Source organism: Arthrobacter sp. 05T45, assembly GCF_056395875.1.
Genome location: NZ_JBFTKI010000015.1, coordinates 13,730 through 39,033, shown reverse-complemented (window position 1 = coordinate 39,033; position 25,304 = coordinate 13,730). Strand labels below are relative to the sequence as shown.

At 60.8% G+C, this 25,304-nt stretch carries 16 protein-coding genes and 2 pseudogenes; 4 read left to right on the top strand and 14 right to left on the bottom strand.

Annotated features, from left to right (window positions below; translation table 11 throughout):
* Positions 1-49 precede the first annotated feature (49 nt).
* The gene (locus tag AC1DGD_RS14425; protein ID WP_476857241.1) at positions 50-922 is read left to right on the top strand and encodes a glycosyl hydrolase; all 873 of its coding nucleotides are present in this window, start codon (positions 50-52) and stop codon (positions 920-922) included.
* 284 nt (positions 923-1,206) lie between these two features.
* Here AC1DGD_RS14425 and AC1DGD_RS14420 read toward each other — a convergent pair whose 3' ends face one another.
* The 5 genes and pseudogenes from AC1DGD_RS14420 to AC1DGD_RS14400 all read right to left on the bottom strand — a co-directional run bounded on the left by AC1DGD_RS14420 (position 1,207) and on the right by AC1DGD_RS14400 (position 6,718).
* The gene (locus AC1DGD_RS14420; RefSeq protein WP_476857240.1) at positions 1,207-2,553 is read right to left on the bottom strand and encodes a UDP-glucose dehydrogenase family protein; all 1,347 of its coding nucleotides are present in this window, start codon (positions 2,551-2,553) and stop codon (positions 1,207-1,209) included.
* Between the two features lie 178 nt (positions 2,554-2,731).
* The gene (gene galE, locus AC1DGD_RS14415; RefSeq protein ID WP_476857239.1) at positions 2,732-3,775 is read right to left on the bottom strand and encodes a UDP-glucose 4-epimerase GalE; all 1,044 of its coding nucleotides are present in this window, start codon (positions 3,773-3,775) and stop codon (positions 2,732-2,734) included.
* 188 nt (positions 3,776-3,963) lie between these two features.
* Positions 3,964-4,182 carry a hypothetical protein gene (locus AC1DGD_RS14410; protein ID WP_476857238.1) on the bottom strand — a complete coding sequence of 73 codons (219 nt, stop codon included), beginning with the start codon at positions 4,180-4,182 and terminating at the stop codon, positions 3,964-3,966.
* 1,146 nt (positions 4,183-5,328) lie between these two features.
* Positions 5,329-5,421, bottom strand: a pseudogene (locus AC1DGD_RS14405) (IS5/IS1182 family transposase); the annotation flags it as partial.
* Positions 5,422-5,692: 271 nt separating this feature from the next.
* Positions 5,693-6,718 (bottom strand): glycosyl transferase family 90, encoded by a 1,026-nt coding sequence (locus AC1DGD_RS14400; protein ID WP_476857237.1) that lies wholly within the window; start codon positions 6,716-6,718, stop codon positions 5,693-5,695.
* 436 nt (positions 6,719-7,154) lie between these two features.
* Between AC1DGD_RS14400 and AC1DGD_RS14395 the strand changes: the two genes are divergently transcribed.
* The 3 genes and pseudogenes from AC1DGD_RS14395 (at position 7,155) to AC1DGD_RS14385 (ending at position 10,330) form a co-directional block, all read left to right on the top strand.
* Positions 7,155-8,129: a glycosyltransferase 61 family protein gene (locus tag AC1DGD_RS14395; RefSeq protein WP_476857236.1), complete on the top strand. Its 975-nt coding sequence runs from the start codon at positions 7,155-7,157 to the stop codon at positions 8,127-8,129.
* A 1,039-nt stretch (positions 8,130-9,168) separates the two neighbouring features.
* A pseudogene (locus tag AC1DGD_RS14390) lies at positions 9,169-9,486 on the top strand (polysaccharide deacetylase family protein); the annotation flags it as partial.
* Between the two features lie 673 nt (positions 9,487-10,159).
* Positions 10,160-10,330 (top strand): hypothetical protein, encoded by a 171-nt coding sequence (locus tag AC1DGD_RS14385; RefSeq protein ID WP_476857283.1) that lies wholly within the window; start codon positions 10,160-10,162, stop codon positions 10,328-10,330.
* Positions 10,331-11,275: 945 nt separating this feature from the next.
* Here the strand turns inward: AC1DGD_RS14385 and AC1DGD_RS14380 are convergent.
* The 9 genes from AC1DGD_RS14380 to AC1DGD_RS14340 all read right to left on the bottom strand — a co-directional run bounded on the left by AC1DGD_RS14380 (position 11,276) and on the right by AC1DGD_RS14340 (position 25,278).
* Positions 11,276-12,568, bottom strand: a complete 1,293-nt coding sequence (locus tag AC1DGD_RS14380; protein ID WP_476857235.1) for an ISL3 family transposase — start codon at positions 12,566-12,568, stop codon at positions 11,276-11,278.
* Positions 12,569-12,772: 204 nt separating this feature from the next.
* A complete protein-coding gene (locus AC1DGD_RS14375; protein ID WP_476857234.1) occupies positions 12,773-13,462 on the bottom strand; it encodes a hypothetical protein in 690 nt (229 codons plus the stop codon).
* Positions 13,459-15,594, bottom strand: a complete 2,136-nt coding sequence (locus tag AC1DGD_RS14370; protein ID WP_476857233.1) for a glycosyltransferase — start codon at positions 15,592-15,594, stop codon at positions 13,459-13,461. The genes AC1DGD_RS14375 and AC1DGD_RS14370 overlap by 4 nt, the downstream gene beginning before the upstream one ends.
* Positions 15,595-16,129: 535 nt before the next feature.
* The gene (locus tag AC1DGD_RS14365) at positions 16,130-17,038 is read right to left on the bottom strand and encodes a hypothetical protein (protein ID WP_476857232.1); all 909 of its coding nucleotides are present in this window, start codon (positions 17,036-17,038) and stop codon (positions 16,130-16,132) included.
* Positions 17,035-19,329 carry a glycosyltransferase family 2 protein gene (locus tag AC1DGD_RS14360; protein ID WP_476857231.1) on the bottom strand — a complete coding sequence of 765 codons (2,295 nt, stop codon included), beginning with the start codon at positions 19,327-19,329 and terminating at the stop codon, positions 17,035-17,037. Before AC1DGD_RS14360 ends, AC1DGD_RS14365 begins: the two co-directional genes overlap by 4 nt.
* Before the next feature lie 12 nt (positions 19,330-19,341).
* The gene (locus AC1DGD_RS14355) at positions 19,342-21,264 is read right to left on the bottom strand and encodes a glycosyltransferase family 2 protein (protein WP_476857230.1); all 1,923 of its coding nucleotides are present in this window, start codon (positions 21,262-21,264) and stop codon (positions 19,342-19,344) included.
* A gap of 4 nt (positions 21,265-21,268) precedes the next feature.
* Positions 21,269-22,108 carry a hypothetical protein gene (locus AC1DGD_RS14350; protein ID WP_476857229.1) on the bottom strand — a complete coding sequence of 280 codons (840 nt, stop codon included), beginning with the start codon at positions 22,106-22,108 and terminating at the stop codon, positions 21,269-21,271.
* The gene (wecC, locus tag AC1DGD_RS14345) at positions 22,101-23,411 is read right to left on the bottom strand and encodes a UDP-N-acetyl-D-mannosamine dehydrogenase (protein WP_476857228.1); all 1,311 of its coding nucleotides are present in this window, start codon (positions 23,409-23,411) and stop codon (positions 22,101-22,103) included. The genes AC1DGD_RS14350 and wecC overlap by 8 nt, the downstream gene beginning before the upstream one ends.
* Before the next feature lie 7 nt (positions 23,412-23,418).
* On the bottom strand, positions 23,419-25,278 hold the full coding sequence (locus tag AC1DGD_RS14340; protein ID WP_476857227.1) for a glycosyltransferase family protein: 1,860 nt from the start codon (positions 25,276-25,278) through the stop codon (positions 23,419-23,421).
* Between the last annotated feature and the right edge of the window lie 26 nt (positions 25,279-25,304).

Here is a 25,304-nt window from a genome sequence, read left to right as displayed (position 1 = left end):
CCTCCGTCGCACTGTCCGCCGACACTCCGGTCCCTATCGAAAGGAACTCATGGAACGCCGTAAGTTTCTTGCCATGCCCCTGGCGGCCATGGCTGCCCCGGGCGCCCTGCTCGCCGCCAATGCTGGATCCGCACAAGCGGCTTTGGCCCCCACCGCCATCCCGACAGTCCCGGCCATCACCACGCCCGAGAACACCCTCAAGGGTTGCGGGCTTGGCGGCAAGGACGCTCTGGCACTCCAGCAAATCAAGAGTCTCAACCTGGACTGGCACTACACGTGGGGTTCGCACCCCAACGTCACTACCAACCCGCCCTTCGTCCCCATGATCAAGAGCGCCAAGACCATGCAAGAGCAGGACGCATTGGGTTACGTCACGCGCCAGCTGGCGGAGACGAAGACGAAGCACCTGTTGGGCTTCAACGAGCCCGATGTCACGGCCCAGGCGAACATGAGCGTGGACCAGGCGATCAGCCTTTGGCCGAAGCTTCAGGCGACGGGACTTCGGCTCGGCTCCCCGGCGTGTGCCAGCCCGGGCAGTGCCTGGCTGGCCGATTTCATGGCTAAGGCGAAGAACAAGGGCCTCCGTGTGGACTTCGTGACCACCCATGTCTACGCCTGGCCCAAGGCCGACGACTTCCTGAACAAGATCACCATGCTTCACGAGAAATACGGCAAGCCCATCTGGGTGACGGAGTACGCGGTGGCGGACTGGAATGCCACATCCACCAGGCCCTGCATCTACACCCGGGCCCAGACGGAGGACTTCATGCGCGCCACCGTCGCTGGCCTGCGCGCTATGCCGTTCGTCGAACGCTTCGCCTGGAAGACGCGGCCGGCCGGAGACATCAAGATGGGATGTTCAGCCCTCTTCCACACGAACGGCACCCTCACCAGCACGGGCAGGCTCTACGCGTCGCTGTAAGGGGGCCTGGAGCCTTCTGCAGCGGCTGGTTCCTCCCGGAGCCAACAAGTAGTCCGTTATCCCGACAGAGACCCCACCGGAGCGATTCATCCGGCGGGGTCTCTTCGCGTCGGCGCCGCCGGGACCGGCGGCGGCAAGTGCACCCGTCACATTCAACGCATCCCTGTCCGTCGAATGCATCCGTGGCGTTAAACGAACCGGCCCGGTCGGATGAAGTGAAATCATCTGACCGGGTCGGTTCCGTGCCTACCGGGAGGCTGTGAGTCCCCCGGGCTGGCGCTGTTCTAGTTAGCGGCAGCCAGGTCGAGCAGTTCGCTCTTGTGGCCGGCCGACACGATGTCCCACCCGGCGGCGTTCCACGTCTCGTGGTCCAGGACGTTGCGTCCGTCGAAGATGCGCTTGCGCGCGACCGCGGCAGACATTTCCGCGGGATCGACGTTGACGAATTCGTTCCATTCCGTGAGCAGCATGACCAGGTCGGCATCTGCCACGGCCGTGGCCAGCGAGTCGACGTAATTCAGCCGCGGGTACCGCTTGGCCGCGTTGGCATTGGCCGCGGGGTCGTAGACGCTGACGTCGGCTCCGCTGTTGAAGAGCCTGGCAGCTACGTCCAGCGCCGGTGAGTCACGGACGTCGTCGCTGTTGGGCTTGAAGGCGACACCGAGGACGGCGACGCGCTTGCCCTCTACAGTGCCGAGCAGCGTCTCCGCGACGTGGACCGCACGGTCACGACGGCGGAGGTTCACTTCGTCGACTTCGTTCAGGAACCGCATGGTGCTGTCCAGGCCGAGTTCGGAGACCCGTGCCTGAAGCGCCCGGATGTCCTTGGGCAAGCAGCCTCCGCCGAAGCCGATGCCGGCGTTGAGAAAGCGACGGCCGATCCGCGCGTCGAGTCCGATTGCGTCCGCGAGCGTGCGGATGTTGCCGCCCACGGTCTCCGTGACCTCGGAGAAAGCGTTGATGAAGGAGATCTTGGTCGCGAGGAACGCGTTAGCAGCGACCTTGACCAGTTCCGCCGTCTCGAAGTCCGTCGAGATGAACGGTGTATTGCGGCCGATGGCGTCAGCGTAAACCTCGCGCAGGGTGGCCTCGGCAGCGGCAGAGTCGGAGCCGATAACCAGGCGGTCGGGACGCAGGGTGTCCTCCACGGCGAAGCCCTCGCGCAGAAACTCGGGGTTCCAAGCGAAGTTGACCGTCACGCCGTCGCGCGATTCTTCGGCGACAAGGCCCTTCAGGCGACGTGCGGAACCCACCGGAACGGTGGACTTACCGACAATCAGGGAATCCTTCGTGGCGGCGCGGGCAATGGCTGCCACGGACGCGTCAACGTAGGTCATGTCCGCGGCGTGCTCGCCGGCCCGCTGCGGGGTGCCCACGGCGATAAAGTGGACGTCGCCGAAGGCGCCGGCCTCCTCGAACGAGGTAGTGAAGCGCAGGCGGCCGGATGCCGTGTGCTTGCGCAGAAGTTCGGGCAGGCCAGGCTCGTGGATGGGCAGTTCTCCCCGGCTGAGGCTGTCGATCTTCTCTTTGTCGACGTCGACACCCAGGACTTCAAATCCGAGTTCCGCCATGCATGCCGCATGGGTCGCGCCGAGGTATCCCGTACCGATCACGGTTAGTCGTAGTGTCACTAGTCCCCCAGTAGCTGCAAGTTGATTTCATTCCCTTGGGCGCAAACAGCGCATCCAAACGGGACCACTATATATCGGCAGGTCGAAAAAACAGATTTCGCGACCGTCGAACGTCGCAGAACGTGGTTCGGGCAGCCTTGCGCACAGGTCCCCCGCCTACGCGGCGCCCTCTGGAACGTCAGCGACTTGAGGCGATGTCCCCTCCTCCAGCGGACCCGAAACCCTGAGGATTATTGCGCTGCCACCGCCAATGGTCCTCACACATTTCGGCAAGGCCGCGTTTAGCGGACCATCCCAAGTCCGTCAGCGCGGCCGTGGGATCCGCGTAGCTAATGGCAGCATCTCCGCGCCGGCGAGGTGCGAACTCGTGGGCTACGCTCCGCCCCGCGGCCTTGCTGAATGCCTGGATCACGTCCAAAACGGATGACCCTCGGCCTGTCCCAAGATTCCAACGGAAGATGCCAGTCTTGCCACACAAGTAATCCAGCGCAGCCAAATGGCCAGCAGCGAGGTCCATTACGTGGATATAGTCACGCACCCCGGTTCCATCAGGTGTGGGATAGTCATTTCCGAAAACCATCACCTTGTCATGGCGTCCAATCGCCGCCTGAGCCACAAACGGCAACAAATTGTTCGGTGTACCTTGCGGATCTTCTCCTATTCGCCCCGATGCATGGGCACCGGCAGGATTGAAGTAGCGCAGCATCGCTAGACTCCAGCGAGGATCAGCGGCCGACAGATCGGAGAGGATGTTCTCAATCTGTTCCTTAGTCCGCCCATACGGATTGGTCGCATTCAATTGGGTGCCCTCATTGAGTGGGACTTCTTCTGCTGCGCCGTAGACTGTGGCCGATGAACTGAAAATAAGTGTGAAGACTGCGGCTTTTTCCATAGCGTGTAGCAGGTTCAGCGTTCCGACCACGTTGTTCTGGTAATACTTCAGCGGCTGTGCCACGGACTCACCCACCGCCTTGAGCCCGGCGAAATGAATCACCGCATCAAAATCAAACTCGGCGAAGACGCCGTTCAGCGACGCCACGTCCAGCAAGTCCACCTCCCGAAACTCGACGTGCCTGCCAGCTATCTCCTGGACACGCCTGAGAGATTCAACATGGGAGTTTTGCAGATTGTCCAGCACGACAACGTCGTGTCCTTTTTCGAGCAATGACAGCGTTGTGTGCGACCCAATGTAGCCGGAACCACCAGTGACTAGTACCTTCATCCGGTCAGTCTAGACGGTCCACCCGAATGGATTGGCCGCGCTCATGACTTGACCGATTTCAGTCGTACTCGCGAACTCAAGAAGAGCAGGTCGTCACACACTCTCCCTTGGCGGGTGAACAACCATTTCGATCAGCAGGGACGCCGGCCCCCGTCCCCCCTTCCAACGCCTGCCGCCGGGCAGACTGGTCAGTAGGGCGCGTTATCCACGATCTCCTGAGCCTTTTCGCGCACCTTCTCCGGATCGGCCAGGACTCCCGCTCCAAGAAGTTCATTTGTCAGGATCATGGCGACGTCGTCGACGGTCGATCCAACTGGAATCGGATTGTTCTCGCCGGACGGGTCAAAGCTCTTCTTCAACCGCTTAACGACTTTGTCGAATCGTTCATCGGGCTCTTCAGCATGCATGCAAAGTTCCGCCTGTCTGTTGCGCTTCTCACCATCTTGCCATCTTGACAGTCGAGGGGTGGCCCGCATACGGCCATACGGCCCATCGGCTTCAGTTTCGCCCTCGTCGTCCAGTTAGGCGACCGCGAATGAATCGAGGGGGGAGGCCCGGCAGTCCCAAGCGGGTGACTCTTGACCTGAATGGCGCAACGATGGATGCGGCCGGAACTACGCCGGAATTGCACTGGGGCAACGGGTCGCTATTAGCGCCACAGCCCTGCCGTAAGCACGGTGACCCCGCAGGGGTCCCCCGGGTGTTGGCCGCGATCAGCTCCACGGGGCGAGCTCGCCGTAGAGGTACTGATCGCCAACCAGGCGCCCAGCGCCCGGACTCACTCGCATGGACCCTGACAAGGGCCAGCTCGCACTGGTCCGATGCCTAGACCCTAGCCCAGATCGCCCTCTTGCTGGGGATTATGATGGCCAACGGTTCCGTGTGACTGACGCTGCGCAAAGTCGATTCCGTATGTGGGGTTACGATACGTAGCTGCACCATCCTCATGGGCGGAATAGGGTCAACCCCTCTACGGCGTTCCCGCCGCGGTGATCGAGGCGCTGAAGCCTACCAGGCATTCGCGCCAGGCTGGGTTTTCCTCGGCCTCAACGAAATGCTGGGCAATGACAACGCTGGCTGCCCTCGCGACCAGAGTCGCTTGCTGTCCTCAAGGAGCGGCTGCGAAAGTACCGACTGCTCTGGTGCTACACCCCGAATGGCAGCGGCTGATGCGTGTATCCAAATTCGTTGAGCCAGATATTAATGGCTCAAAGGACGACTCCGCCCCGGAAGGTGAGGGCGAGCTTGTCGTATCGGGTGGCGAACCCGCGCCATTGTTTGAATACATCGAACGCACGCCTGACGACGTTCCGGCGTTTGTAGGCATCCTTGTCCAGGCCGACGGGTCTGCGCCCTTACTGCCCCTCGATTTCGGTGGTCTCCTAATCGTTCCGGATTGAAAGCCTAGATTCCGCGCCGGCGCAGAAGTTCCCCGGTTGGCCCGGGCGGAGTACACCTTGTCAGCCAGAGCCCGGTCCGGACGGGAGCGGGCATGTCGTCGCCGAGGCTGGGCACTTCAGCGCTTTCGGGAGCATCGGGAAAACACCAATTTAGCCGGTACCGAGCAGGATGATCAGCGGACGCATCTTGCCGTCGCAGAGCGGAATCTTGGTGGTCAGCCCGCCGCGGGACCTTCCGATTGCGTGGTCAACGGACTCTCAGGTTGAAGATGGCGGTTGCAGCGCAAGCTCACCGGGAAGTGAGCTCGGTCAAGGCTCCTAGGCCTGTCATCAATGGATGGGTCAAGAACTTCCGTCAGAACAGAGGCACGGGACCTCCTCGTCGAAAGACACGCGCCCGAATTCACCACCAACCACGGATAGCCTGGTTCCCGTCGAGGGTGAATGATGCCATGGCGCAATCGTAGCCGGATGCGGAACACCACCGCGTGGCATGGCACGATGGATTGCAAGCGGGCTACATCAGGGCGAGGCGGTCCAGGACTTCCACTTCTGCGTTTTTCCAAATCGCAGGGTCAATCATTTGGCCGTACGCGTGGTTAGCATTTTCAATAATTCTCTTGCACATGTCAGGCCTGCTCTCGCAGTAATCAAATTTCTCTTGCAGATCGGCAAAACCGTTAGCGATTGGCACATAGTGCACCCACGGTTTGAGGAAATAATCCGGGAGGACTTCATAGCTGCATTCTTCTTTGAATGCAACACTTTGCGTCGAAAGAACCCAATAGAGGTTGGACGCAACGTCGTTTCCGTTGGGGCATAACATGTATTTGTGTTCAAGCTGTTCAGCGGGTCGCACGACGTCGCCGAGCACGCCAAGTTCGTCGAGCCAAGGTTTGGCTTCGATTGCGGAGGCCGGGCCCGTAAGCTTGAAGTCGAAGGCTTTCGAACCCTCGGAGAGCAGTACGGCCTTGATCCGGGAGAAGTGTGGCGCCAGTTCTTCGAAGGCCGCCGGGGTGTTGATCGACAACGCTCCAACACGCCGGTACGGATCAGACCATCGGCTCCCTGAGATTGCCCCACGCCAATAGACGACTGGCTTCTTGTCTTCGAACTGGAAGCCGTCCTCCACCCAGCCGCCATGTCCAATGCCTCGTGAAGGTTCGAAATATGAGCTCAGCCGCCACAAGACGGCGTGCCGACTTCCAATACGCCTGTTGTATTGGAATACGTTGAGATCTTTGCCCGTGAACACTCGGCTGTCAAATGCCCGCCCATCGTCCATGTCCCATAAAATAAGTTGTTTGGGGGCGGAGGGTAAGGATTCGATGAACTGGATATTTCTGTTGGACTTGTAGTCCAAGGTCAGGGAGTCCGGAGTTAGTTCCTCAACACCGAAGCTAAGTGTGCCGTCAATAAGCAACTCATTATGGTCAGGGTCATACCCGGCGAAGAGCCTGCTGGGTGGAACAATATTGGCGAGTTCCGTCAGTCGGAACGACTCGGTCGAGACCTGTGGCAGCATGAAGTCCGCTAAACTCATCAAAAATTCCTTTTAGGCGAGGATCCCAGAAACGGGGCCTCGTTATCATACAAGGCCAAGGGCCGCATAGGGATTGCGCCTATGCCTTTGGAGCTAACGACAAAAGCGCCCGCCCCACCAGAGTGGACGGACGCTGGGCGTTCACTTGTGTGGTTGTTCGCCGGCGCCGGCCCTCGAGTGCTCCTCATGGTTGACGTTTAGGACCTGGTGCCTTGGAGGCACCGGGGCAGGTCCAGTATGATTACTGGCTCCAGCACGGTCACCCCCAGATAGACAGGGAAGTACACGACGGGCTGCTTGCGGGGCTCCTGAACGCGGAACCAAAGTCTATGTAGAACATCGTGCATTAGCACCTCCTTGGAGGCCTTGGGGAGGGTGCCCCCGGACTATGAGTCAGGGGGCACGCGGGTTGTGGTTGCTGGGGTAATATCAGCGGATGCCAAGCTTGAGAAGCTATGACAACGCCCTCCTTGCGGCCATGCGCCTCAATGACGAGACGTGGGAGGTTTCTGGCGGCCTTGTCACCGAATCTGGCGACGTGGTTCCGGAGACTCTGCGACACGTTGACCGAACAGATAACCCTTGGACCCACACCGTCAAGGAACACAACACGCGTAACCCAGGGGTTGTTGGGAAGTTCCATGTTGAGGGTGTGGACTACTTCCTCGACGAGGGCATTTGGGGCGGTCATCTTCTGGCCGGCTGGGGGCATCTCATCACGGAGACTATCGCGACAGCCTGGGCGTCCGAGAAGCTGCCCGACGCCCCGCTGATACTGATTCCGTGGGGGCGCATGTGGTTGTCAGCCTTTCCGCGCATCATTGAGACGCTACGGCTCGCCGGATGGGATGAACGTCGCATCGTCGTGGCCACGGGGGACATTGCGCTGGGTCGCGTACATGTCCCGGAACCGCTAGTGAACATTCGTGGCCTCATGGACGAGGGCGAGCTGATCGACCCCGCCCTCAATGACGTCTACGACCGCATGACTTCCCGAAGCGGCAGCGCAGGCGAGGACAAGAAAATTTTCCTGCCCCGCCCGAAGGGCCACAGGCGAGCACACCCGCACGAGCTCGCTGTTGAACAGGCTCTGGTGGAGGACGGCTTCGTGTCAGTCCGAGGATGGGAGATGACAGTCGAAGAGCAGGTTGCTGCCGTGAACTCGGCCGCCGTGATCACAGGGTTCACCGGGTCGAATCTGCATAATTCCGTCTTCGCCAGGCGCGGCGTCCCAGTGGTCGAGATTAGGGACAGCCGCGCCCAGCTTGACGTTCTTGATGGCGTGAAGCGGATTCAAGGGCCGCTGTGCCTACTCCGTGACCAGCCCTTCTCCGAGTTGGACGGGTATCGTGAGGGTCAGCCTCGTCCGGTTTCGGACATGGTCAACGAGATCAAGGCATTGTTTGGCTAGCTACTGACTGGACCCCGTCTGGTGAGTCCGGGGCCCCTTGTCTTGAGTCGTGCTTTCTGGATGACTGAATCACTCGAGCCCGCGCCCGAAGACATCGCTCCGTGAAGGAAGACCTCTGGACGATCGCCGCCTTCTTTCTTAGATGTTCCTAATGGTTGAGTGGAGCAAAAGGCGAGAATCGGTACCTACATAAGCAGGTCTCTTAACTCTGCCACTCTGTTTGTCGAAGCTAAATGGCGGCAATTGCCGCTCGCTTCGCCGCTTTGACCGCTCTGAGCGTAATACGGTCATTCGTCCATGGTCTTCCTGCACTTCGCGACCCACGCAGCCACTAGTGTTTCGGCCCAGAAACGCGGCAGGTCAGGCGCGGCCGGGGTGCCTTGAGTTGTGGGCCATCTGCATCTGCATCTGATTGCGATGATGACCGACGACGCGACGTTCCTCTGAATGCTCGTCTCCGATCCGCTGCCGTAGCGTCTTTCGCGACGAAACCTTCACAAAACCTTGGAGCGGTCAATGGCACACTTTCCATAAGGATCGGTTCGGCACATACTTGGCTGCACGTAGATTTGGTCTATTCGAAACGTAATTCTCAGGGTTCGAGAGTGGATTCACACCCATCGTTATTTGCTAATCTGCGACGAAAGTTTATTGGTTGTTCCGCCGTTTGTGAGACGGTGGGGCTAATGGAATAGTTGCACACATTTCCGGTAAGAATCTCCTGGTTACGTGAACTGAGGATCGCGGCGACAGGGCCGCGGGTTTCCGTGGGGATAGATTTCGTCCAAGGTCGTCTGAGGAGGCAAGGAGAGACATAGATGTTTCCTATTAGGAACAGGAGACCCTGGACCGCCGGAGTTTCTTAGGGTGGCAGTTGCGGTGCCCCTCACCCAGGTACCCTTAGGTGCTGATCAATTGCCCGGATTCAGCCCGGGACCGGTCAACGGGTCGGCTTCGGCGCTCATCCCGGCCGGCGTTTCGGCTGCCGTGTTCGCGCCGAGTGGCGTTGGTTTTGGCGGCGGAGCTGTCATCCATTACGATGACGCGAATCGATCGGATTACACAAAGGCATTTCCTATACATAAAGGAACTGGGAATTCCCGCCATTTCAGAGGTCACCACTGGGTCGATGGACGGTCGGCCGACCAAGCTGACTTGGGGTCAGGCAAGGGAAATGCGGGACTCGGGCCTCTGGAGCATCGGCAACCACACAAGGGACCATCGTCGTCTCACTGAAATTACAGTCTCTGAGATACGTGTGCAGATCGATTCAGCGTACGCAGCGATCCTTGCGCAGATGGGTGAACCCCCGATATGGTTTGTCGCTCCCTACCACGCCTCCAACAAGAACGTTGAGATCATTTCCTCCCGGCTTCACGCTCGATCAAGGTCGCTAGCATCTGCTCCAGATTCACAGGGAAGTTACACCTTTCCTTCATCCTCCATCCAGCCCTGGGACGTATGGCGCTATCCGGGAGGACTATCGGTATTGCCACAATTCTTGAATGACCTCTATTACCGGACTGTCGTGGGAGGCGATATAATTCGTCTCTACATGCACGAGATAACCCCCACAAACGTTGACACAGGAGCCACTAACATTGGGGAAGCCGAACATCGTGCTTTGCTTCAAGGAATACGGGATCGAAACATACCGGTTCTGGATGCGCGGGCATTGGCCTATCCCAGGCTCAACCTGCTGGATGATCCTTCCTTCGAACTCGGTGGCAAGATGCTGTCCCCGCTGAATTACAACGGAACTGCAGCAGTGAGGGCGGCGCAGCCGGACGCTCACTCCGGCTCTTCGTACCTGCACCTCACAACCGCCGGCGCAACCGGGTCCGGACCGAGAGTGGCGATTCACATGCTGGGTGCGGGCCTCGCGCAATACCGGCGGCCGGTTTCGCGTCGATATCGAACGGTCAACAGGGCTGAGCGGCGTGCCCACCTCTACTGTGATACTTACGGCGAATGGTTTTGGAGGCCAGTCGGCAACCACAGAGTGGCAGAGGTTCACCAAAACGTTCGACATGACGGGATACAGCGAGGCGCGCATCTACCTGGAGGGACGGTCGACCGACGCCGCATCCATCAGTATCGATATCGACTCCATGAGCCTCGTACCGTCCTACGCGTATGACATCAACGGGGAGACGGCGTGTGAGCCGTTTCGTGCCACGTTCAGCCGCACTTCAGCCTAGTTCCGCGTCTTTCAGCCACTCTCCGCCGTGCACTGCTGCTTGTTGGCAGTAATAAAAACGTAAATAGCGCGCATTTCGTGATTTGATACGTGAGCTCCTCGGGAGCCGTCCTTGGACCGTTTTTCGGACAGGTCAACTGTGTCCGACTGGTACTTCCCAAAGTCTGCAACTGGTGCGTCCGGACGTCAAATCTTGTGGATTAGATCGCCGTCGACCAGTACACGGAATGCCCGGTCACCGGGGGCATCCATCAGAGGGTCGGCGTCGGATAGTTCCTCAATCTTCCGGTTATCGTAATTGACGTCGATCTTCGCCCAGAGCCGCCTTTCCTTTCTTCCGGCTTCATCGTCACTTTTCCCTTCTGAATTGTGGGTGTTTGGTCACTGACAGCCGTCAGACCGAACTCTGCGCATGCTTCCATACGAAGCCGAGTCCGACTGAAGAGGTGCGTGGCCCGACGAAAGGCGAATGTGCCCTCCCACGCCCTCGGAACATCGCCAGGCGCGAAGCAACCAAAGCAGGAAGGAACGTGCGTCCTTCGACCCGAACGCGTCCTTCGCCACTGACACGAACGACGAGGACGACGCGGGCAGTCTAGATCACCTCAGAAGGCCTGCAGACTTTCGGCCATGCAAGCTGCGAGGTCGGGGGCGGCCGGCGGTTTTACGGCGTTGCCGGTCATCCCTGTTGCATCAGGCGCTCATTGACAACATCAGAGCACCGGGAAATAGGCTCGATCAAGGCTGTCGTCCTGTTCTGATGGATGCGACCAGAACCTCCATCAGAACAGGACCACGGGCCCTCAGCGTCTAAAGACACGAACCCAAATTCATTACCAACCACGGAAAGCCGTTTAAGCATTTAACCTGAACAGGACCACGAGCCAGCGTATCGGGCTTTGCGGGCTCTTCGCGGTTCGTGGGGAAATTGATTCTCGGGTGAGTGTCATGCCGCCGTCCGGACGGCACTGGTCATGAGGATAATCGATTTGTAGTTCCCTGCGTTGCGGTAGCCGCGGGCGGTGCGTTTGATGTGCTTGATTCCGGTGTTGTTGGCTTCGACCTTGCCGGTGGTGGCGCCGGTGACGATGAGGACTTCGATCTCATTCCACCACCGGCAGACAGTGCGATAGAGCTTGTTCGTCTCCTGCCTTCCGGCGGCCTCAACGAGAGTCTTGAGTTCCTCTTTCGCCGCAGCGGCGTCGGCCAGGGAGTTGGTGCCCAGCAGCGCCCGCAGCTGTTCCTTGACCTTCCAGACTGCCTGGAGCTTGCCGGTGGCGTCATCGGCGGCGAAGACCTCAGCCAGACGGTGGGCCGCGTTGTCAGAGAGCTTGTCGCCGGCGCGCAGGAGCAGCATTCGGTGGGCCCAGGCTTTGTCGATGCCGCGGCCGCGGCGGCCCTTGACCTGCTGGGAGAGATTCTGCCGGGCCTCTGTCACCGCCTGGTTGGCCAGGGACACCAGGTGGAAGTGATCGACCGCGACAGCTGTGCGGGGAAGCCACATCCTCAACGCTTTCCGGAACGCCGCGGACGGGTCGATCGCAACGACCTGCACGCCCAGCCGCCACTGAAGCGGGCGGGCGAACAGCCAGTCGCCAACGCCCTTGTGATCCCGTCCGTCGACGATTCCCAGGACCTGGCCGGTGTCCAGGTCCACGATGGTGGTCATCCACGGCTCATGCCGGATCCACGAGCTGGAGTCCGGGTCACGGAAATACCGCACGGATCGGAACCGGTGTTCGTCGCTGCCCAGCATGCGCGGGCTGAGCTCATCCACGTCGGGCAGGGTGAGGAAGCAGGCTTCGTTCAGCGCGGCACGGACCATCCACCAGGACACCGCGAACGCAGCGGCCGTCTCGGACACGGCCCGGCCGGAGCTGATGACCGCATCGACGACGTGGCCCCGGAGCCGGCCGGTGGAGCGGGCGCGGCGCGGGACCTGGGCGGTGGATTCAAAGAACGAGAGCCGGGGACACTTGGGTTCCACGCAGTACCAGCGGTACTTGGACCAGAGGACCTCCACGGCGCCGGCGACGGGAATGTCGCGGATCCGTTGGAAGCGCCGTTCCTTCCGCCGCGTCGCCACCACAACGCAAGTCGGGCAGCCCGGTGGCTGGTCGGTTTCAACGATGATCTGGCGCCGGCCATCAGTAAGCACGGTGGCCGAAATGACGCGGTAGTCGGGCAGATTGAAGATGCTGGTGGCAGCGTCGGACGCCGCCCCGGTATGCTCAGTCAAGGCTCGTGGTCCTGTTCCTGGTTGAATGCTAGACACACTCATCCCAGCAGGGCCACGGGCCCCTTCTTTAGCTACGACACGGACTCAATTCCCCACAAACCTCGAAGAGCCGCTTTGCGCGGTTCCTGGCTGGCCACACCAGCCAGGACCCAACGAACTGAATCAGAACCCTTCGCCCGCCCAGCGCGGAGGACAGTTGGCCCACTAGCCGCGTGAACTCGCCTCCGTGTTCTCTCTCGCATTTTTCTCTGTCCCAACAACGTCAAGGGCCAAGCGACATGATTGGAGCAGCTTGTTTACAGACTCAGCGGTTTCAGGTAGCAGACGCGTCAGCTGCGGGAATTCGACGATATCAACCTGTAGGCTCTCGGCAAAAAGTACGCCAACAGCCAATGCCGCCAAAAGCGACCTTTCGCTTTCGGCTTCACCGAAAATCCATGCATTACTTACGACAATGTGATGGTCAAGCGACATCAACTGACCGGCATAGCGATCCGAACGACGAAGCTCGAAATGAACCGTTCTTTGCTTTTCAAAACTGTTCAGAATCTTCCGCTCGGCCGGCGAATCCATAGTCAGGTGCATCCGAGTCACACCGATAGGGAGGGCCTTGGGAACGAAATCAATAGGCGAGACTGCAACCCAAGTAGGGTTCAAAAACTCTTGGATCGCCTGTGCTGTTGTCGGACCGACTGGAAAGGGCAGTTCGATCGGTCCGCTGGAGTCGAACCCAAAGGCGAGTATGGCGGCGACAGCTAGCCGATCGGCGCTGACTACCCTGGGCCGTCCGTCTATCATCAGCTCTTCGATATAGGGAACAGCATCATAGCGCTCGGGCGAGGCGATAAGGGCTGACCCTCCAGCTTCTGAGTTACCTAGCCATTCGAATTTCACTTTACTAGTTCGCCTTTCAAAGTTGTTGCAAAGAAAGCCGCCACATCGGCAAAATCGCCCGCGAAGTCAATCCATGAACGCAGTGACATATCTTTCTTCCCTGCGTATGCAGCTAGTGATTCCAATTCTTCCATCGGAAGGCCCGTAACGTAGAGGATATGGGTCTGCGTAGATTCGTCGCTCAGTATCCGCTTATCGAACAGAGCTTCAGGCGAATGCGCCGTCACCAATTGCACCAACCAATCAAGATGTTTCGGGGAAACATATACCAGAATCGGCTGGTCGTGCCCCGTAGATTCAGCCCTGTGATGACTGATGAATGCCTCGATTGCCATAAGTATTATGTGCTCCGGAGAATCGATGGCCGAAGGCTGGCCTGTTTCAACGGACAAACCGGCATCCCGAAGCGCGGCCAGAAGCTCACCGCGGACGTCACGGTAGATACCGACCTGGGAAACCAGGTTGCCATCCCAGTCATGTTCGAGGAGGCTGCGCTCAAAGAACTGCGATGCGTTGAAGGTCGGCGTGACTTGGTTCACTTCGTGCCGCACCACCGCAGTCCGAGGAATCAAATGACTCGGCAGATGGGTCGCCAGGCTGTCTATGACATCAGGGTGGTTGCCCAAATTCTTAACAGGTATTTTCGCGTATTTCTTGCTCATCTCACGCACCTCGGCTCCTGACATCGGAGTCCGGCCCATTGTGGCACTCAAAACAGCTGAGGTCTTCTGTACAACCGAGTCTGTTTCCGTGATCTGCCCGCCGTGAAGGCGCCTGAGGGTGTGAACATACCCAGTGTGATTGAGCTTCACACCCGATCTCATCATCCGGATGGCCAGATTATAGTCGGAACCACTGCGAAGGGATTCGTCATATCCAAGCCGCCGGATGACTTCCGTTTGCACAAGCAAGGTTGGATGAAGATAGACCTTTGAGGTACTCAGTAGGGCGCCGAGACTCGCGTCTTTCCCGGGGTTCAGGAACATCTCGCCCGTCTGATTGTTGAAGTCTGCCCATGCACCGTAGGAACCGTGGTGATCCGGCCGCAGCGCCTCCAGATGTTTTTCCAAACGCCACGGCAGCATGATGTCATCGTCGTCATGAACAGCCGTGTACCGGCCACGACTTACAGACGCAGCAAAGTTCCGCGCTGCCGCAATACCTGCATTCGAACGGTAGAAGTATCGGATACGCCCGTCGCGGAATGAGGACACGACTTCCCGGGTCTCGTCGGTTGAACCGTCGTCGACAATAATAAGTTCAAAATCTGCCATAGTCTGGGCCAGGACAGACTTGATGCTCTCGCCAATAAATGCTCCGCGGTTGTAAGTTGATATCACGACACTCACGGGCAGTTCTGCGTCGGAGGGCCGGTGCTGCCAATTCAGCGTGTTTCGGACAAATGATTTATCCTCAACATGAATTTGCCGATTGACTTCGATAGCCCGCCGCCCTTCGGGCGTTTCATTGGCGATCGCCCTGGACGGAGCGTGCCACATGTGGAACATGCGAACGTCATCATCGACTAGCCACTCCAGTCTCGCGCCTGCGCGTCTCAGCCGATTAGCAAAATCAATGTCCTCACCGCCGTATATTTCCATCCGCTCATCGAGGCCCCGAATCTGCAGGAATTTCGATCGGCTGGCCGCCATCATCCCGCCCATTCCCCAGCGAGGCCGCATCCGAGACACCCTGTCCAGGAGCGGCCAGTCGAGGCTGGCAATGTCCAGTTCTTCGTCGGAGTAGCCTTCCGGAAGATCCCGGCACTGAAGTACCAGCGCAAGACGGGGATCGTCAAGGATCGCCTTGCCAACTACTTCCATCGATTTCGGAGAAAAAATCATGTCCGCGTCAGTTGAAACAAGCACCCGTCCGGATGAGACGGCAAACCCCGCGTTCAAGGCCCGGGAACGCGACCAGACCCCGTCGGTAGGCGTATATACGTAGGTAGCCCCAATTTCTTCCATCGCGTGGCGGGTGTCTTCAAAGTCAGACGACCCATAGTCGGAGACGATTACTTCACCCGTAAGGCTTCCGAATGACTTCTGAATTGTTTGAACGGCCATCCGGAGACGACCAGTACCCCAATCCTTGAAGCCAATTACGACCGATATATCCACATTCCGTGTCATTTAGAGGAACCGTTGGGCCTTCCTGGGATCATGTTAGTTCTCACTCGTTCACCGTGGGCCGCGTCTACCGCAGACCGTTCCATAGTTATGTAGGACTTCGGAAACGAGTCCATGCTCATCGGCTCGAGAGTCGGCCACGCCAAGACGGCCACCTTGACAGTCGAGACGGACGGCGTCGCCATGATGCTGCCAACCCGGTGAAGCCCGGACTCGGACTGAGCCGGAATAAAAAGGTAGGGTCTCGGTACTGCATCCGATTGGATCAGGCTCTTGTTAGCGACTCGTTTACCGGTGGCGTCATATAGTCGGACCGTGAGGATGGCGGCCCTATCACCGAGCGGTTGCCCGTACCATAATGCAAGCTGAATCTCGTTCGCCTTGTGCGCTACTTTAAATACATATTCACATTCAGAACTCATTATTTCCTTTAACCTAGGCAGAATGGTTGCGTAGCATCAATTCACGGGCCGTGAAACCGTATCTGAGATGGTGCGAATCACAGTCAATGCGTGGCAAGCCAGCCCACGATGCGCCGTTAAGCCCCGTCGGCAACACTCGCGAGCGCTACACCAAAGAACTCCTTATGGGCGTCAAGGACGTGGCCAAGGAAACGCCCTCGGGACGGCGGCTCGTGACCCGCCTGCAGTTCCTGCGGCACAAACTCAATGCGGCCGGAGGCGTCACGTCCGCCTAGGGCGGGATCCACGCCGCGTGCCTCGGCGAAGGGCGTGTAATGCTTCTCGAAGTGCGAAGTATCCCGGGTGTTCTGGACATACCACACGAAGTTGCGGTCACGGGTGTTTGTGTAAAGGTGTCGAAGGTCCAGCCGCGGACGGTTACTCTCTTCGATGCTGTCGTAGCCGTCATTCTCGGGAAAGCAGACCCTGGTAAAAGTGCCGACGGCCGACCGCTCGTAGTCTCCCACGCGGGTTTGCGGTGAGAAGCACACGGCCAGCGAGCCGCTGATCTGGCGCGAGACGGCCAGTGATGCAAAGCCACCTCCGCTGGAGCCGGTCAGCAGGATTCGTTCGTATCCTGCTGAGGCCGCGATCTCCTTGATGAGCAATGCCACATCCGTAGTCAGGTCTTGGGCTTCATTGCCGATATACCACGCCAGAGGCATGCCGTCGCTGAGGTTGAGGCTGGAGTCCGCGATGAAAAGCTGCGCGGCATCGATGGATGCAAGAGACTTCCGCCACTCAAAGCGCGGGAGCTGGTATTTGGACCGCTGCAGTGAGCCATGGAACGTAACGATCAGCGTCTTTGATACCCTGGGCGCATAAAGTCCCACGATAGCAAGCGGGCCGCCAGACGCCCCCGGCACTACGAACTCGTAGGGTTCAGACGCGTGGTGGGCGATCTCGCTGGCCGAGCCCAGGCGGCGGATCTCTACATTGTTCCGCTCGTCCCACGCCGTTCCTTGGCTAATGTCTTGCGAATTCACGTATTCTCTCCTGCTTCAAAAGCGCCCACGGTGGAGCCTGTCAGTGCAAGCGGAGCTTCCTCCGCCGGGGTGTCGGGAATAGTCAGAATATCCGGCTGCGCCACATGGTCACCGATGGATTTTTGTCCGTGCCCGGACTCCGTGATGATCCGCCAGGTCCGTTCGTTGAGCGGAACCCACTTGATGGGAGCGCCGAACACGGACAACAGATTGCGTTCCACCGTCCCGACCTCGTACTTGTGTTCGTCAGATTCCCAGTTGTAGGGCGGTTGGTCCGTCCAAACGGACACCTGTTCCGCAACGTGCCCGCTGCGCAGCTCTCGGCTGTACTGGAACGCAGTGGGGTCATAGACGTTGACTGACGCGGACCGCACGCGGTCCGTGATTTCGACGCGGACAAGACGCCCGTCATGGAAGGCGTCCATGAGCTCATCGGAATATGAACGGTCGATGGCTGCCGTGTGAAGGAGGCTCGGATAGTGCATAAGTCCAACCTTCTGTCCCTTCTCTGCCACAGCCGCCAGGTGTTCCATCATCAGCGCGCCCACCAGGGAGTCAGCGCCGAAATCGCCGACCAGCAGGATATCAAGTTCCAGGTCCTGCTGCTTGGCACCGGCCGGGAGGAACCTGGACGGCGCAGGGAATGCCCTCCGGGCAAGCGGGAAGTCCAGGTAGCCGGAGTGTCCGCCCATTCGGATCATCTTGTGCCAGTGCTCGTAGGAATCGCGGTAGGACACCCGGTCAGGTGACCTGTAGCCCAGACGGAAATCTTCCATGGAAAGGTTCGAGGTGCCCACCAAGGACAGCGTCAAGGGTGCCTCGCACACTTCGAAAGGCTCTTCGCCATTGACGACAACCTGGTAGCGGAGGATGAACTCCGTGTCCGCGGCCTTGCGGACGGAATCCCAGTGACCCAGGTGCTCCCGGATGGTGGGAGTGTGGAACATCGTGGAAACGTGCGCCGGCGTGATGAAGGCTCCACGCCATCCGCGGTAGTGGAAAAAGAGGTCCTCGTCCGCGCGGGTCCAGGGAGCAGAAACGAGCCGTCCGTCGCTCTGCTGCTGGGCACCCCGGACCAGGAGGTCGATTTTTTGCGGGTGCTGCCAGTCGTCGCCGTCGAAGATCGTGATGAACTCGCCCTGAGCCATGGAGTAGCCGATATTGCGCGACGTGTACGCGCCGGCGTTGGGCTCGTTGAGCACCAGCTTGACGCGATCGTCCGCAGCCAGCCACTTGTTAAGCCGTTCAGCAGCGTCCCCGCCGGAACCGTCGTCAACGATGATGACTTCGATGTTCCGGTAGCTCTGGTTGAGCGCCGACTGGATCGCAAGATCCGTGTATTCGTCCGGCTTGTAGACGGGCATGACGATGCTGACCAAGGGTCCGTCCGTCACCGGTTCCGGCACTTCTGCGCTCAGGCGCAGAAAGGCCGGTGCCGTACCCTCGGCCAGCGAAAGCCGGGACAGCCCTGCCCGCTCATAGATCTCGTTGATCTCGGCGAGCCACTGGTCGGCGTCGGCTGCATCGTCTTTGAACGGGTTGGCTGCGTTGGCGCGGTACAGGTGGAGGTCATTGGCGTTCATCTCATCAGCCTTGTAAAGATACTGAAGCCTGATGACTTCCTCGCCCTGCCCTGTCCGGGCCAGCGCGTCCAGGAAGAATTCCCCACGCCGCTTTTCCCGGAACGGCTTGGCTCCGAGCCGCTGGAAGACATACTTGTACAGCGTGGCCGCGTTGAGGATGTCATCCTGGAGAACGTTCTGCCGGAAGCACAGGTCGCCCAGATGCAGCAGTACGGAGCGGGGTGTCTTGTCCAGGACGGGCTGAACGCTGCGCCGGGACTTCCCTCCGATTCTGTACATTTCCAGTGCAACAGCCATGTCCCGCCAGCCCCACTGGCCCGTGGTAGCCGTGCTGACCAGGACATCGCGGCCGTCAACGGAACGGAGCTTGGTCAACCGCTGAGCAAGCCGCGCTTCCGGGATCCGGGAGCGGGCACCCCACTCAACCAGAGCCCCGGGCCGCGGGTCCGGCAAGGTTGCGGCCAGCTTGGCCTGCGCCGCCGTGGCGCGCTTTGTAGCACGTCGGGCCCCCTTTAAGAGCCTATCCATGTAGAGCGCGCCCACGGCGAGCGCGGCCGCGAAGGCCAGCACGAGCAGCGCCAGGATCCAGGGGGCGCGGGCGTAGGCAGCCACCACTACCAAGGCGAAGAGGACGGCGAAGGAAGCGGCGGCCGCTTTCTTCTTCGGGGACAGGCGCGCAAGTCTGCGGAGAGCTTGTTGAAATTTCATTCCCTGAGCCTTCTAAATGTGCGGATGAGTAGTATGGGCGGACTGAGATGGGGCTGGACCCGGCGCACGGACGAAATGGCTGCGCATGGCATCCAGCCGTGCTCCTGCAGGACGGTCCGAAACCGGGCCGATTTGTGGCGGCGGCTGGAACCCGTCCCATTGTTCGGCAACGCTTTGCAGGAAGATGCTGTCCTCGGGGTTCCAGGTGTGGCCGCCGTGCGAATCCGCCCCGGAGTGGCGTTGCATTACATAGTTCTGGCCATGGGAGCGGTAGATGAGTCCCCCGGCGGCCTGGACGGCCTGCAAGAGGCATCGGTCGACGGCACGATGAACGGGCCGCCACCCTCCCAGGTGACGCAGATCATCCCTGCCGAGCATCATGGTGCCGCCAGCAACGTGGTCCGAGTACTGCTCGCCGAGCGGAGGCCTGCGGGTGGTGATGTCCAGGCTTTCCAGGTACACGAATTCGACTTGTGCCCCCACTAGGATGGCACCGCTGAAGTCCTTGGCGTGAACGAGGTCCCGCAGGTGGTGCGGGCCGTACCAGTCGTCGTCGTCCATCTTGCAGATAAGATCGCCGCCGGCGGCGCTGACACCGGCGTTCAGCACGTCGCCGAAAATCATGTCGGTCGGAACTGAGCGCACCTGCAGCTCGCCGGGGTACGCCTCCACAGCCCGGCGGACTTCGGGGAGGTCCGGGTCGAAGCCGTGCAGCACCACCACTACTTCCACAGCTTCCCAGCTCTGGTATGCCAGCTGCTCCAGGGCTGACGCCAGCTTCTCCGGCCGGCGGGTGGCCAGAACCACGCTCACGGAGGGTACGGGAAATAGCGGCTTGCCGAGCCGGCCCAGCAATGTGTTCCAGACGGCGCGCGGGCTGTAGAGGTCCAGCGCCGTCCGGCGTAGGTCGATCGACTTTGATTCCCGCATCACCGGCGCGTCACCGGCGTCGAAGGCCTCGATGCAGTCCACCAGCCGGTCACCCAGCATGGACCTTACCGGGGAGGGCAATCCACGCGTCATCATCGGCACGCCGGCGACGGCGAGCTGACTCAGGCGCCGCGCCAACTGCCGGTCCAGGCCGCCGAAGCGGCTGCCATCAACCTCGACATAGTCGTGCGGGCGCAGGGCGGCGAGGTCGGTTTCGCTGAGGTCTCCCCCTCGGCCGAGCTCCCTTGGCTCGAGCACACGAGCCGGCTTGTCCGGGTAAGGCAAGAATCCCATCGGAGAGACGACGGCGGTATCAACAGGAGGCAGCACCGTCGCCGACGGAGTCCAGACCGGCGGGGTTACCCGTCTTGGTTGGGCGGGGATCTGATCACTGAGCTGCTGCGTGAGCTCGGCGGGACCGATCAGTACGTCGACGGAATAAATGTCATCCGGCTCGGGCTGCAGGAGCTGCTCCGTCATGAAGCTGCCCAGCGAGTCGCCAGCGAGCCAGGCGCCGGCTGAGGGGTCGCTGATACCGACGCGCAGTCCGCCCAGCACCGGCCGCGGCGCGGCAGGCGAGCAACAGCCGAGTGCGGCGAGGGCGGCAGCGTGCACATTCACCCATTTGCCGCCCTCCACCACCACGGCGAAGCCGAGTCCCGGCACGGTCAGGGCGGACGTGCCTGCCTTGACCTGGAGGCTGCGCGGCGTCCACACCGGCAGATCAGCTGCCGGGAAGTGACCGCGGATCACGAAGACGAAGCGCTGCGCCCGTCCCTCGCTGCGGAACAAGGGAAGCAGCGTCCTGGCCTCGGCGAGCGACTCGGTCTGCACAACGTAGTGATCCCACCACAATTGATCTGCAGGGACGGCGTGTTCCCAGTCGGACGCGGTCTTGGGGTCGCGGTGCTCCCAGTCCGTGCGGGCGTAGTCCAGCCCAAGGTCCAACGCCAGCTGCGCCATGGAGTGCTCTGCCGAGCCGACGACAACGCTCTTGATCTGCATGCTGCTAGCTCCCCGCCCCGCCCGCGCGGGACTTGAGCTGGCCAAGGATGTAAGCCGGGCCCTTACGGGCAATGGCACGGGCGCGGTAGATGCCGCGGTTTGGGGCCATCCCCTGCTCCAGGCGGCGGCGCTCGATTTCGGACTTCTTCAGCCGTGCCTCGAGGTGCCGGATCTTCTGCTCGTAGTCGAGGCGGGTAGCGGCGTCGGCCAAATCCCGGACCACGATATTGAGGTCAAGGGTTGCCGCGGCGCCTTTGCGCAGGTGCAGCTTAGGTTTGGGCCGACGGAAGTCGTGCAGGCCCAGAGCACTCCCCGAGACCCACCGTTCACCGCCGGCGCTTCGTGCGGACTTCTCAGGGTCACCGGTTTCTGACAGCTCCCGGAGGGTCGCCGTCTGCCACAGTTCCATCGCGCCGGACTGCCCGTCCACTAGTGCCCGCAGGACAAGTGCCTGCGTTTGGCGCAGGGTGTCGATCATCGCCTCCAGCGAGTGCAGGCCGATGGCCGTTCCCGCGCTGAGCACCAGCGTGTAGGCGGCCTCAGCCGGCTGTCGTCCGTCCGTTCGGGGAAATGAAAAGCGGCGGTCCGTGGCGAGCCACTCCTCCAGCTTCGGCCGCCCGTCCTCCACGAGAACGTCCACTGTGAAATCCTGGCACGCGGAGCCGAAAAGCGACGCTACAGTCCCTGCAATCTCCAGGTCCGTGGCCTTCGCGGCCGAGATCAGGATTCGGACGAGTGGGGTTTCCTGCCGCGGCGCGTGCAGGGATTTGAGCGCAAAACCGGCGTGTCGCAGCTCGTCTTCAATAGCCGCTGCCGCTGACTGGGCGTGGCTTCCCTTATCCACTGACGGAGGCCCCAACGGGCGCGTGCAGCCGATTGGACTCGGAGGGCTCCTGCTGGTTCCAGATGCCCTTGGTGTCGATGACCTGTTTTCCTTCCAGGGCGACGGAGTCAAGGGCCAGGAATTCATCATGGTCCACCAGGAGCATCACGAGGTCCGCCGCTGCTACGGCTTCCTCCATGCCGTGGAGCGCGGAGAGGCCGGATGCTGCCAGCGCCGTCGGGAGTTCCTCAACGTTCGGGTCAACGACCAGGATGGTGCTTTCAGGCAGCTGCCGGACGAGCTCCTGGACGATCGTCACGGACGGCGACTCCCGGACGTCGTCGATGTTGGCCTTGAAAGCCAGGCCGAGGACAGCCACGGTTGCCCCGGGCTGGCCGGCCAGTGCCTCTACAGCCTGCCGGACCACATGGTGCGGCTTGGCGTCGTTGACTTCGCGAGCGGTGCGTATCAGGCCGGAGTGCTCCGGGACGGCGTCGACAATGAACCAGGGATCCACCGCGATGCAGTGTCCGCCCACACCGGGTCCGGGGCGAAGCACATTCACTCGCGGGTGGTGGTTCGCCAGTTCGATCAGCTTCCACACGTCGATGCCCAGGTTGTCGCAGATGAGCGAGAGCTCGTTAGCGAAGGCGATGTTGACGTCGCGGAACGTGTTTTCCACCAGCTTGGTCATTTCGGCTGTGGTGGCGTCCGTGAGCAGGATTTCGCCCTGGCAAATGACCTCGTAAAGCCGCTTGGCCAGCTGGGCCCCCTCTTCGGTCAGGCCTCCGATCACGCGGTCGTTGGTGACCATTTCAACCATGATCCGCCCCGGCAGCACCCTTTCCGGGGAGTGCACAATGTGAACATGGTTCAGTCCGGGACCTGCTTCGAGCGACAGGTCCGGCCGCAACTCCATGAGATGGGTGCCCAGGCGGTCCGTGGTGCCCGGGGGCGACGTGGACTCCAGGACCACAAGTTCGCCGCCGCGCAGCTTAGGGGCGAGGGCCTCGAGAGCGCTACGAAGGTAGGAGAGGTCGGCGCCGTTGCCCTCCGCGAGCGGGGTGGGCACGGCAATGATGAACGCGTCTGCCGCGGGCACCGTAGACATGGCTACGAGGTTCCCCAGGCTGACCGCGCCTGAGACCACCACACCCATATCGGGTTCCACAAAGGGAACCTCTCCCCGGTTGACGGCGTCGACAGTCGATTGCTTCACATCGACGCCGGCCACGCGCTTTCCTTTGGCTGCGAAGCTGGCCGCGGTGGGCAGGCCGATGTAACCAAGTCCGATGACGGCAACATCAAAAATCGTCTCGTCCATGTCTCCCCTAAACTAAAATGTGGTCTTCGGGCGAACCGAAGAACTGAATCTTTGAAGAAGCCAGAAGCTCTTCATTAGTGATTTGCCAAGTGTGTGACGCCACGTCGGCGGCGCGCATCTGGCAGTAATTGAAGCGGTCGGCGGAGTACACCCGACCGCCCGACTCAATGACGTCGCCCAGGAAGCGCGAGTCCTCTCCACGCTGCACGGGCTGGAAGGGTAGGCGCCTGAACGTGTCAGTGGCAGCGAAAATCGTCGGTCCGGAGACTGCTTCCACGAACCGGTGTTCCAGTTGCGGGTTGCGTAGGATCGTGGCACCAGCCCCGGCCAGGTGCATGTAATGCGCCCGCTTTCCCACCACCTCGGCCTCGGAGTACATCATGGCGTTGACCTGGTCGCCCAGGTACATGGGGCTGTAAATGTCGTCGTCATCCCATTTGGTGGAGAATCGGCCATCGGCTCGCGCCACGGCGGCATTCAGGCACTCACCGAGCAGCGTTTGCCCCGGTTCCTGAAGAACCACGACGTCGAGAATCCCGGCTTCCAGGCACTTTCGCCGGAATGCCGCGTCGTCGACCTCAAACCCGTGGGCGAGGTAGACCAGTTGGACATCCACGCCCTTCTGGGCGGCGACGCCGGCAATGACATGGTCGAGTTGCTGCGGACGGAAACTTGAGACGAGGACCGATACCTGCGCCCTGGGCGCCGGCGCGGCCAGGGTCGGCCGCGCCGCGGCCGCGATGGACTGTGCCCGGTGGCTGAAGGTGTGTTCTGCCCAGATTCTGCGCTGGGCCTTGTGGACCATGCGTTGTGCGTAGTCCGGGTTGGCCGTCAGCGCCTTCAGCAGGTGCGCGGCATCGTCCCGGTTGTCTGCTGTGGGAATCTCATTGCCCGGGAAGATTTCCGTGATGGCCGCGCTAGGAGTGGAGACTACGCAGGAGCCCGCCGCCGTGATCTCGAATATGCGCCGGGCACACATCGACGGCGAATCCGTGACGGAGTTGACGTTGAGGAAGATTTTGTACGCCTTATAGGCGGTCAGCATCTGTTTGTAGGACAGGGATCCCACCACGTGCTTCTTGAGGATTCCGGGGAACTGATACTGCGGTTGCCTGCCAAGCTGGCGTGAAAAGATTTCAAAGCCTGGACGCTTGCCCGCCGTCGCGTCCACGGCCGCGCCCAGCAAGTACTCCATCTGGCGCCGACGATCCTCATACTTGTGCGCAAAGTACATTCCAGCGAATGCAATCTCGCGGGCGTGCCAGCCGTGCCGGGGCCGGGCCGGGTTGTGGATGCGGGGCTGCGCGGCAAAGGGCAGCACAGAAATCCGGCTGTGGCCCAGGTCCGCCCGGTAACGGGGAAGCATGTTGGCATCGGTGGTAAAGACGTGGTCGAACAATCTCGCCGCGGGGAGAAAGTCCACGTAGTGAGGCGGGTCTTCCTTGTTCCAAAAGACCGCAGGAAGTCCGGCCGCCCGGCATCCTTCCACCAATTCCTGCAAGACGACTGCGGGGCCGGCGGGGCCCGTGATTTTGCCCCGCCAGAGTCCGGCGTTGCCGGCCCAGGCGGATTCGACGACGACGAAGTCCAGTGCCTCATCGCGCAGCTGCTCTCGCCAGCTGTCCGGCCTGAGCGCCACGACTGTCCACTCGGCGGAGAATGCCGCCGCGGAAAAGTCGTCCATGATGATGCCGACTCGCAGACCCGGGTTCCGCGGCTGCGCGACGTCAATGGCCGCTTCACGGAAGATCAGGTGCCGGCTGCGTCCCAAGCCGCGCCAAGCACCTTCAGCGCCGCGAATTCCGGCCAGGCTGGCCTCGTCGCGCTCGGCCGTGCTGCGGTGGAGATAGCTCTTGACCTGGGCCATACCACCCCGACGGGCGTGCCAAAGTG